General features: G+C 73.5%; 9 protein-coding genes. 4 read left to right on the top strand and 5 right to left on the bottom strand.

The window, feature by feature from the left end:
- Positions 1–96 precede the first annotated feature (96 nt).
- Together DZA62_RS00140 and DZA62_RS00135 are read left to right on the top strand one after the other, a co-directional pair.
- Positions 97–1,644, top strand: a complete 1,548-nt coding sequence (locus DZA62_RS00140) for an FAD-dependent oxidoreductase (RefSeq protein ID WP_157987378.1) — start codon at positions 97–99, stop codon at positions 1,642–1,644.
- A gap of 19 nt (positions 1,645–1,663) precedes the next feature.
- Positions 1,664–2,749 carry a LacI family DNA-binding transcriptional regulator gene (locus tag DZA62_RS00135; protein WP_116946784.1) on the top strand — a complete coding sequence of 362 codons (1,086 nt, stop codon included), beginning with the start codon at positions 1,664–1,666 and terminating at the stop codon, positions 2,747–2,749.
- A 12-nt stretch (positions 2,750–2,761) separates the two neighbouring features.
- Here the strand turns inward: DZA62_RS00135 and DZA62_RS00130 are convergent, their stop codons facing one another.
- On the bottom strand, positions 2,762–3,253 hold the full coding sequence (locus DZA62_RS00130) for a hypothetical protein (RefSeq protein WP_157987377.1): 492 nt from the start codon (positions 3,251–3,253) through the stop codon (positions 2,762–2,764).
- 13 nt (positions 3,254–3,266) lie between these two features.
- Positions 3,267–3,803: a dihydrofolate reductase family protein gene (locus DZA62_RS00125; RefSeq protein WP_116946782.1), complete on the bottom strand. Its 537-nt coding sequence runs from the start codon at positions 3,801–3,803 to the stop codon at positions 3,267–3,269.
- A 30-nt stretch (positions 3,804–3,833) separates the two neighbouring features.
- On the opposite strand from DZA62_RS00125, the gene DZA62_RS37100 reads away from it, so the two are divergent.
- Positions 3,834–3,968, top strand: coding sequence for a hypothetical protein (locus tag DZA62_RS37100; protein ID WP_269813825.1), 135 nt, complete (start codon positions 3,834–3,836; stop codon positions 3,966–3,968).
- A 4-nt stretch (positions 3,969–3,972) separates the two neighbouring features.
- Positions 3,973–4,302 carry a TfoX/Sxy family protein gene (locus DZA62_RS00120; protein WP_116946781.1) on the top strand — a complete coding sequence of 110 codons (330 nt, stop codon included), beginning with the start codon at positions 3,973–3,975 and terminating at the stop codon, positions 4,300–4,302.
- A gap of 2 nt (positions 4,303–4,304) precedes the next feature.
- On the opposite strand, the gene DZA62_RS00115 is transcribed toward DZA62_RS00120, so the two are convergent.
- Genes DZA62_RS00115 through DZA62_RS00105 form a run of 3 tightly spaced genes read right to left on the bottom strand, consistent with a single transcriptional unit; the run spans position 4,305 to position 9,680 of the window.
- Positions 4,305–5,609 carry a DegT/DnrJ/EryC1/StrS family aminotransferase gene (locus tag DZA62_RS00115; RefSeq protein ID WP_116946780.1) on the bottom strand — a complete coding sequence of 435 codons (1,305 nt, stop codon included), beginning with the start codon at positions 5,607–5,609 and terminating at the stop codon, positions 4,305–4,307.
- Entirely contained in the window at positions 5,606–6,754 is a 1,149-nt protein-coding gene (locus DZA62_RS00110; RefSeq protein WP_116946779.1) for a mandelate racemase/muconate lactonizing enzyme family protein, read from the bottom strand. Before DZA62_RS00110 ends, DZA62_RS00115 begins: the two co-directional genes overlap by 4 nt.
- On the bottom strand, positions 6,741–9,680 hold the full coding sequence (locus tag DZA62_RS00105; protein ID WP_116946778.1) for a neutral/alkaline non-lysosomal ceramidase N-terminal domain-containing protein: 2,940 nt from the start codon (positions 9,678–9,680) through the stop codon (positions 6,741–6,743). Before DZA62_RS00105 ends, DZA62_RS00110 begins: the two co-directional genes overlap by 14 nt.
- Positions 9,681–9,683 lie beyond the last annotated feature (3 nt).

Below are 9,683 nucleotides of genomic sequence, written 5' to 3'. Positions count from 1 at the left end.
GATGTCAAGAGGAAACTCTCCACCGTGCGGGCCGAAGATCGGTTTGCCAATATCAGCGATAGACAACCATCACCTGCTGATGCTAGAACCTCATCCATGACGTCCGAACCCGCGTTGCCCGGTCTGCGCTACCACCATCCGCCCGCCGGCCCGCCCGAGGACGCCGAGGCCGACGTCGTCGTGTACGGCGCCACGTCGGGCGGCGTCACCGCGGCGGTCCGGGCAGCCCGCGGCGGGCTGTCGGTGGTGCTGCTGGCCTTCGGCGACCACGTCGGCGGCATGACGACGGGCGGGCTCGGCACCACCGACGTCGGCGACGCACGCACCGTCGGCGGCCTGGCCCGGGCGTTCTACGACGACGTCGCGACGGCCTACGGGGCGCCCGCGCCGCACTGGGACGTCGAGGCGCACGTCGGCGAGCAGATCTTCGAGCGCTGGCTGGCCGAGGCAGGGGTCACGGTGCACCGGCGGCGGCACCTGGCGTCGGTCGAGCGCGACGGCGAGCGCATCACCGAACTGCGCACCGACGACGGCAGCGGGTACCGCGCGAAGGTCTACGTCGACGCCTCCTACGAGGGCGACCTGCTGGCCGCGGCCGGCGTCACCTACGCGCTGGGGCGCGAGTCGTCGGCGGTCTACGACGAACCGGCGGCGGGCGTCCAGCACAGCGTCAACCACCAGTTCCAGCTGCCGGTCGACCCCTACCTCGTGCCGGGCGATCCGGCGTCCGGACTGCTCCCGGGCATCACGCCCGACGCGTACGGCGAGGTCGGCGACGGCGATCAGCGTATCCAGGCCTACAACTTCCGGCTGCACGTCAGCACCGGGCCGGACCGCCTGCCGTTCCCGCGGCCGGCCGGCTACGACCCTGACCGCTACGAGCTGCTGCGCCGCTACGTCGAGGCCGGCGGCTACGAACTGTTCGGCCGCACCACACTCGTGCACGGCGACGTCCACGACATGAACAACCACGGCGCGTTCTCGTCGGACCACATCGGCGCGAACCACGACTGGCCCGAGGGCGACTACGCCCGGCGCGAGGAGATCTTCCAGGACCACGTCCGCTACCAGGCCGGTCTGCTGCACTTCCTGGCCACCGACCCGCGGCTGCCGGCGGCGGTCCGCCACTCGACCAACCGGTTCGGGCTGGCGCCGGGCGAGTTCACCGACAGCTCGCACTGGCCGGCGCAGCTGTACATCCGCGAGGCGCGGCGCATGGTGTCCGGCTACGTCATCACCCAGCACGACGCCACCGGCGCGGCCCGGGCGGCCGACCCGGTGGCGCTGGCCTCGTACGTCATGGACTCCCACAACGCCAAGCGGGTGCTCGTCGACGGGCAGCCGCGCAACGAGGGCAACGTGCAGCAGCCGCTGGCCGCCCCGTTCGGCGTCTCCTACCAGGCTCTGGTGCCGCGGGCCGGCGAGTGCTCCAACCTGCTCGTCGCCTCGGCCATCTCCGCCTCGCACATCGCCTTCGCGTCGGCCCGCATGGAGCCGGTGTTCATGATGCTCGGCGAGGCCGCCGGTGTCGCCGCGGCACTGTCGATCACCGATAAGGTCGCGTGCCAGGACGTCGAGTACACCGCGCTCCGGCGCGACCTCGAACTCGGCGGCGCCATCCTGACCCAGCCGGCCGCACACTGAACACGGGGGTGACACAGCGGTGACGAACTCGGAAGACACTGCGGCGAGCCGCCGTTCGCGACAGGCCGACGTCGCCCGCGAGGCCGGCGTCTCGCAGTCGACGGTGTCCGTGGTGCTCACCGGCGCCGGCGAGCATGCCCGCATCTCGCCCGAGACGCAGCGCCGGGTGGTCGAGGCGGCCCGCCGGCTGAACTACGTCGCGAGCGTCCAGCCGCGGACGGTCGCCTGGCAGATGCCGGGCCCCGAGACGCTGCCGCTGCTGCTCGGCGTCCACACGTTCGAGCCGATCTTCCCGACCAGCGCCCGCGACTACTACTTCGAGTTCCTGCGCGGCATCGAGGAGCAGGCCGGCGCCGAGGGGCACAACCTGGTGCTGTTCACCGCGGCGCAGGACGAAGACGGCGTCCGGCGCATCTACCAGGGCCGCGTCAACAGCCTGCGCCAGGCCACCGGCAGCCTGCTGCTCGGCCACCACACCCACCGCGACGACCTCGCCCGGCTGGCCGCCGACGGCCACCCGTTCGTGTACATCGGGCACCGCGAGGTGCCGGGCGCCGATATCGCCTACGTCGGCGGCGACTACCGCTCGGCCACCGTCCAGATCGTCGACGAGCTGGTCGCCATGGGCCACCGCACCTTCGCCTACCTCGGAGAGACGCTGCGCGACGAGCCGCAGATCGACCGGTGGGAGGGGTTCAGCAGCGCGCTCGGCCGGTTCGGGCTGCCGATACCGACGCCGGCGTTCGAACGGCCCGAGGAGCTGACGGCACAGTGGCTGGACGCCTGCCTGGCCGCCGGCACCACCGTCGTGATGATCGAGTCGGCGGCGCTGCTGCGCGTGCTGACCGCGATGGCGAGCCTGCGCGGGCTGTCGATTCCCGACGATCTGTCAGTGGTCGTGCTGGTCGACGACCCGGGAGCCGAGTCCGGCGGGCGCGAGTGGGCGACGCTGCGGGTGCCGCGCAACGCCATGGGGCGGCGCGCGGTCCGGCTGCTGACGTCGCTGATCACCGACCCGCACGGCGACTACGAGCGGCAGATCCTGCTGCCCTGCACGCAGACACTGGAGGGTTCGGTCTCGCCTCCGCGGGCGGCCACGGCCTGAGCACGGCCCCGCTCACGCCGGCCGCTCCAGCTCGGCGCGGGCCAGCTCGGCGAAGCGATGCTCGGCGTCGCGGAACTCGCGGATCACCTCGTTCGGGATCGCGCCGCGGCCGTACTCGGCACGGATCACCATGAACTCGTTGATCCTCCTGCGCAGCCGGTCGGCCTCCTCGATGACCGTCGCGGAGCCGGTCACGATGAGCAGCCGGCTCACGGCCTCGTCCATCGCCGCGTCGTAGGGCTGACGTCCCTCGACCAGGACGGTTCCCTTGCTGACGTCGCTCGGCGGGACCGTCTCGAACCGCACGTCGGCGTACATGAGGAAGCGGCGGTAGCCGCGCACGGACGCGAGAAGGCCCACGAGCGCGTCACGGCGTTCGCTCCGCAGCAGGAACGCGTTCTGCGCCTCCTGGGACCGGCGCTGCGACCGCGCGGCGATCAACCCGCCGAGGAGCACGCCCACCAACGCGAACACCGAACCCGACACTGCCACCAGAAGGTCCACGCCAGGGATCCTCCTACGGCCTGAGCACTCGGTAGCGCAGCACGGTGCCGGTCGCCTCGACGAGTTCGAGGTCGACACGCTCGCGGCCGGGCCCGCCGTAGAGCCGGACGCCGTCGCCGAGCAGCAGCGGGGCGATGTGCACGAGCAGGTCGTCGACCAGCCCCGCCTCGACGCACTGCAGCGCGACGTCGGCGCCCAGCACCAGCAGGTCGCCCTCGCCGGCCGCGGCCAGCGCCGTCGCCACCGCGGCGCGGATGTCACCGGACAGGAACGTGCGCGTCCCGGCCGACGGCGGCTCGGGCCGGTGGGTCGTCAGCACGAACTCCGGGCCGGACCACGCCCCCTCGAACGCCTCGCCGCTGCCCTTGCCCACGTCGCGCTGCCCGACGTCGTAGGTGTGCCGGCCGCAGAGGATCGCGCCCACGCGCGGCACCACGTCGGCCGAGGCCTCCGGCGGGGCCGGCTGCTCGAACACCCAGTCCATGTCGTGCTCCGGCCCGGCGATGAAACCGTCGACCGACATCGTCACGTGCCACAGCACCCTGCCCATGCGCAGAACCTATCGGGCACCATTGACGGTATGCGGCAGGCCTACGCCCACGACGCCGTGGTCGTCCTCGGCGGCACCGGCGACGAACGCGCGCCCGGCGGCGCCACCACCAGCCACGTCACCACCAGCCGCGACGCCGGCGACGCCGCGCGGCTGGCAGGCTGATCCCATGGCCTACGACGAAGGACTGGCCGCCCGCATCCGCGAGATCGTCGCCGAACGCCTGGACGTCACCGAGAAGCGGATGTTCGGCGGCATCGCGTTCCTGGTCAACGGCAACATGGCCTGTGGGGTCCACCACGACGACCTGCTGGTCCGGCTACCTGCCGACGAGCACGAGGCGGCCCTCGGCGAGCCGGGCGCGAAGCTGTTCGACATGACCGGCCGCCCGATGAAGGGCTGGCTGGTGGTCGACGCCGCCGCGCTCGCCGAGGAGGACGATCTGCGCCGCTGGGTCGGCCGCGGACTCGGCTTCGCCGGCGGCCTCCCGCCGAAGTGAGCTCACCACACCGGTTCCGGCCGCCCGTCGCCGATGCCGCGCAGCCGGTCCCGGTGCGCGACCACCCGCCGGAGGATCTCGCCCAGCACCTCCGGGAACCGCGGGTCGCGCAGGAACTTCGTGTGCACGAACACCGCCCGCTCGACCACTCGCGCCGACACGTCATAGGACAGCGGCACGCCGTCGGCCCAGTGCCGCCACGCCGGGTCAAGGTGCGTCGGCGTGAAGCCGGCCTCGGCCCAGATCCCTTCCGCGGCCAGCGTCACCCGCAGGTCCTTCGGCGTCAGCCCGAGCTCCTGCTCCAGGGCGTCGGTGCAGGACAGGTAGAGCGCGAAGAACGGCGGGTACTCGGCGTCCGGCGGCGGGTTCCAGAGCACAGGGACGGGGAACAGACCGGGGTCGGCGATCAGCGCACGGATCAGCCGGCGGTTCTCCCGCATCAGCAGCCGGGCGTGCAGCGCACGAAGCCACTGCACGAGCAGCAGCGCCGCCGGCTGCTCCCCCATCCGCTGGTTGCCGGCCATCATCGGCCCGACCTCGGCGTACGGGATCGGGTCGAGCCGGCCGGGCCCGGTGCCGCAGTCGGTGTCGGCGCGCAGCAGCGCGGCCAGCTCCGGGTCGTCGGTCAGCGTCAGGCCACCCTCGCAGGACGGCGCCGCCTTGCCGCCGCCCTGGCCCGACAGCGACGCCGTCGGGGCGCCGGGGCCGTCGTACCGGGCCGCGCCGCCGAGCGCGTTGTCGTGGTGGACGGCGACGTCGTGCTCCCGGCCCAGCGACGCGAACCGGCCGATCGCGCCGAAGTTGCCGTACATCGTCGCGGGGACGACGGCCAGCACCCGGTCGGCGTGCTGGGCCAGGTAGGCCGCCGCGACCTCCTCGTCCATCGTCGCGTCCAGCTTGGCCGGGATCGGCACCAGCCGCGGCGCCCGGCCCAGCTGAGCGGCCACCCCCAGCGTGACGCCGTGGTGCGCGGACGCGTGCGTGAGGTCCGCCACCAGCACCTCGTCGCGTTCCCGCGCCCACGAGCCGCCCCGGGCGTGCAGCTGCGCCCGCAGCCCGCTCGCGATGGCGAGCGTGCCGTTGGGCTGGCCGACGCCGTAGCGATACCCGGTGGTGTCCGCGACGACCTGCTCGAGCACCGCTCGCCACTTCGCCGGGTGGTTCGCGTACCCGACCCACTGCCCGCTGTCGGTGACCTCGGCGAGAAACGCGCTCTCGACACCGCCGACCTCCGGCCACACCGGCTCGTTCGCCGGGGTGAGGACGGGGTCGCCGCCCAGCACGGCGGGCAGCGCGACGGCGCTCATCGACCAGCCCCCGGCGCGAACAGGTCGTGGCCCGGCGCGTACCGCTCCAACGCGTCGTCGTCGAGCCGCAGGCCCAGCCCCGGCGTCGACGGCACCGGCAGCAGGCCGTCGGCGTCCAGCGCGAAGCCGCCCGCGGCCAGTTCGTCGATGTAGGCCGACCCGGTCTTGTACTCGACCAGCTCGGTGCCGGGCAGCGCCGCCGCCAGCTGCAGATCAGCGGCCAGCCCGACGGCGGTGTTCCAGCCGTGCGGGACGAACCCGACGCCGAACTCGGCGGCCAGCCAGGCCACCCGGCGCGACTCCGAGAGCCCGCCGCCCTTGGTGGTGTCGGGCTGCACGATGTCGAACGCGCCCGCGGTGAGGAACCGGTGGAAGTCCTGCCGCCGGGTCAGCACCTCGCCGCCGGAGATCGGCACCGGCGAGCGCCGCCGCAGCTCGGCGAAGCCGTCGACGTCGTCCGGGCGCAGCGCCTCCTCGAACCAGGCGACGTCGTAGCCGGCCAGCATGTCCGCCGTCCGCACCGCCCACGACAGCCCGCGCGCCCAGAACGCGTCGGACCCGCCGGCGTCGACGGCCAGCAGCGCGTCCGGCCCGACGGTCTCGCGCGCGGCCCGCACGATCTCCTCGTCGACCGCGTCGCTCGCCCGGCCGAACGAGCCCCAGCCGATCTTGAACGCGGTGAACCCGAGCGCCACCAGCCGGGCGAGGTCGTCCTTCAGCACCGGCGGGTCGTCCATCAGGACCGACGCGTACGGCCGGACCCGCTCGCGGTACCGCCCGCCCAGGAGCGTGCTCACGGGCAGCCCGGTGACCTGGCCGAGGATGTCCCACAGCGCGATGTCGACGCCGCTGACGGCGTGCGTGATCGCGCCACCGCGGCCCAGCCAGAAGGTGTTCTCGTGCAGGATCTGGCTGACCCGGTCCGGCTCCCGAGGATCGGCGCCGACGGCGAGCGGGCGCAGTTGGTCCAGCGCCGCGCGGACCAGCGACTCGCTGGAGAACACGCTGCCGACGCCGACGACCCCCTCGTCGGTGTGCACGGCGACCAGCGTGTGGACGTTGTCGTCCGGGTCCAGCTCGCGCGCCCAGCCGCCCTTCGGGGTCGCGCCGCGCAGCCCGGCCGCCTTGATGTCAGTGATCCGCATGGTCCCTCTCCACGTCGATGACGACCGCCTCGTCGGCGGCCAGCACGAACTCCGTCCCGGACACCCGGCGCGCCGGGGCGCCACCGGGCGAAGCCGTCGACACCAGCACCCGGCCGGTCACCGCGACCGGCACCGTCGCCGGCCGGTCGGCCAGGTTGAGCAGAACGAGCTTCCGGTCGCTCCCCGCGGTGCGGGTGTAGGCGAGCACCGACGCCGTCGCGTCGGCGAAGGCGATCGACCCGCGCCGCAGTGCCGGCGACGCATGCCGAAGCCGGGTCAGCGCCCGGTACAGCCGCAGCATCGACGCCGGATCGGCCAGCTGAGCGGCCGCGTTGAGCGTCGCGACGTCGTGCGACACCGGCAACCACAGCGACGACTCGGCAGCGGAGGAGAACCCGCCGTTGACGCCGTCGGTCCAGGGCAGCGGGGTCCGCGACGGGTCGCGGCTCACGCCGCCGTGGGTGCGGGCGAAGTAGTCGCGCTGGCGCTGCAACGGCACCGGCTGGTCGGTCATGCCCAGTTCGTCGGCGTAGAGCAGGCACGGCGTCGCGGCCAGGGTGAGCAGCAGCACAGCCGCGACCCGCGCCTGCGGACGGCCGAGCCGGGTGGCCAGCCGGACGCGGTCGTGGTTGCCCAACGCGACGATCGGCCAGGCGCCGTCGGGCAGCGCCGCGTACAGCCCCTCCAGCTCCGCGCGCAGCAGGTCGGCCCGCCAGTGCGTCTCCAGCAGCCGGAACGGGAACGGCAGGTGCATGCCGGCGGCGTAGTACTCGGCCCAGTCCGGCCACGGCATCGCCTCGATCTCGGCGATCGTCACGCGGCCGCCCGCGTATTCGTCGGCGACCGCCCGGATCTCGGCCAGCGCGGCGAAGGTGTCCGGGTGCCGCCGATCATGGACGTGCAGCTGGGTGCCGAAGTCGGGATGCTGCAGGTCGAACTCGTTGTGGTGCCCGCCGGGCGCCTCGGGATTGTCGCGGAACTCCGGGTCCTTCAGCAGCATGTGCGCGACGTCGATCCGCACGCCGTCCGCGCCCCGGTCCAGCCAGAACCGCAGCACGTCCAGCAACGCCGCCCGCACCTGCGGGTTCCGCCAGTTCAGGTCCGGCTGCTCGACCAGGTGCGAGTGCAGGTAGTACTGCCCGGTCGGCGCGTCGTACTCCCACACCGACCCGCCGGCCTCGCTGGTCCAGTTGTTCGGCACGTCGCGCCAGACGTACCAGTCCCGCTTCGGGTCGTCGCGCGACGAGCGCGACGCGACGAACCACGGGTGCTGGTCGGACGTGTGGTTCGGGATGTAGTCGACGATCACCCTGATGCCCCGCTCGTGCGCCGCGGCCACCAGCCGGTCGAACGTCTCCAGCGTCCCGAACACCGGCTCGACGTCCAGGTAGTCGGACACGTCGAAGCCCTGGTCGAGCAGCGGCGAGCGGTAGAACGGCCCGGTCCAGACGGCGTCGACGCCCAGGTCGCGCAGGTAGTCCAGGCCCTCGATCAGCCCTTCCAGGTCGCCGATGCCGTCGCCGGACCCGTCGCGGAAGCTGGGCAGGTGGCACTCGTAGACGACGGCGCCGCGCCACCAGTCCGGGTCGCCGGCGCCGGCGACGAGACCGGCCGCCCGCACACCCGCCGCCACGAGGTCGTCCTCGATGTCCGGACGGAACGGCAGGTGACAGGCGATGATCGGCACCTCGTACGCGGGGTACGGATCGGCCGGGGCCTCGTACGCGTCGTGCGTCGGCGCGTAGCCCAGCCAGCCGTTCGTGGTCGACAACACCAGGCAGTGCTCACCCAGCGCGTCGGCCAACCGGCGTTTGATGCCGTGGAAGACCTCGACGTTGTAGCCGAGCAGGGTCAGCGGGCCGAGCCGCAGCGCGTGCACCCAGAGCGGCCGCCGCACGTCCCGGCCGGCCTCGAGCGCGGCGACGGTGCGGCGCAGCGACACGTACGCGACGCCGGCCTGCGGGTCGGCGGCCAGCGCGTCGTACGCCTTGTCGCGGCGTCGGCGCAGCTCGTCGATGTCGTACGGGGCCAGCTCGTACGGGATCTCCTGCTTGACGACCGCCACGGAGTCCGCGCCGAGCGGCGCGGCCGACGCGAGCCCGGCCGAGACGGCGTCGGCGAACCGGCCGGCGAACAGCTCCAGCGCGACCAGCGACTCGTCGGCCGGGCCGTGCGCGTACAGCGGGTTGAGGTCGCCGAGCGCGCCCTGCAGGAACACGCCGGTCGCGCCCGGATGCGCAGCTTCGACGATCCGCAGCGCCTCGCCAGGGAAGTCGCCGTGCACGGCCGACGTCTCCTCGCAGCAGATCACCGGATGGCAGGAGTACGACGCGACGAACCCGGCCAGCGCGCCGTCGTGGTCGACCCGCAGCACGTGCACACCCTGGTCGACCAGGGACGGGTCCGGCTCGGTCCAGCTGCCCTCCAGCGCTCGCGCGTTCGTCAGCCCGCGCCGCGGCAGCATCCGGTTGTGCGCGAACCCGTCCAGCGGGACGACGGCCTCCCGCACCGTCGCCGGCGCCAGCGCGGCGACCGCGGCGATGCCGGCCGTCGCGATCAGCTCGGGCAGCCGGGCGACGTACAGCTCGTCCGGCGCGCCCCAGCCGACGTTCTCGACGGTCCCCGGACCGGAGTGGTTGTGAGTGGCGTGGACGACGACCTCGTCCGGCCGCCAGCCGGTCGCGTCGGCCACCCGCGCGACCACGTCGTCGACCACGTCGGCCGCGATCCCCAGCAGGTCGCAGCTCACCAGCACCCACCGGCCGCCGCCTGAGCCGGCTCCAGGGCCCGTCACCGCGACGGCGCGCGCGTACAGCGGCGCGTGCACCGACGTGGCCCGGCGGCGCAGGAACGGGCCGAAGCCGGCCAGCTCGACGCCCAGCGGCGGGGTGAGGTCCGTCCGGCCGAAGCCGATCCGCAAGGTCATGGG

Source organism: Jiangella endophytica (genome assembly GCF_003427025.1).
GTDB lineage: Bacteria > Actinomycetota > Actinomycetes > Jiangellales > Jiangellaceae > Jiangella > Jiangella endophytica.
Note: the sequence above shows the minus strand (reverse complement) of the source record. Positions and strands in the feature narration are given on the sequence as shown.

Excerpts from the sequence above, each read along its gene's own strand:
- DZA62_RS00140 (WP_157987378.1), top strand. The coding sequence starts at position 97 with ATGACGTCCGAACCCGCGTTGCCCGGTCTGCGCTACCACCATCCGCCC.
- DZA62_RS00125 (WP_116946782.1), bottom strand. The coding sequence starts at position 3,803 with ATGGGCAGGGTGCTGTGGCACGTGACGATGTCGGTCGACGGTTTCATC.
- DZA62_RS37100 (WP_269813825.1), top strand. The coding sequence starts at position 3,834 with ATGCGGCAGGCCTACGCCCACGACGCCGTGGTCGTCCTCGGCGGCACC.
- DZA62_RS00120 (WP_116946781.1), top strand. The coding sequence starts at position 3,973 with ATGGCCTACGACGAAGGACTGGCCGCCCGCATCCGCGAGATCGTCGCC.
- DZA62_RS00115 (WP_116946780.1), bottom strand. The coding sequence starts at position 5,609 with ATGAGCGCCGTCGCGCTGCCCGCCGTGCTGGGCGGCGACCCCGTCCTC.
- DZA62_RS00110 (WP_116946779.1), bottom strand. The coding sequence starts at position 6,754 with ATGCGGATCACTGACATCAAGGCGGCCGGGCTGCGCGGCGCGACCCCG.
- DZA62_RS00105 (WP_116946778.1), bottom strand. The coding sequence starts at position 9,680 with ATGACCTTGCGGATCGGCTTCGGCCGGACGGACCTCACCCCGCCGCTG.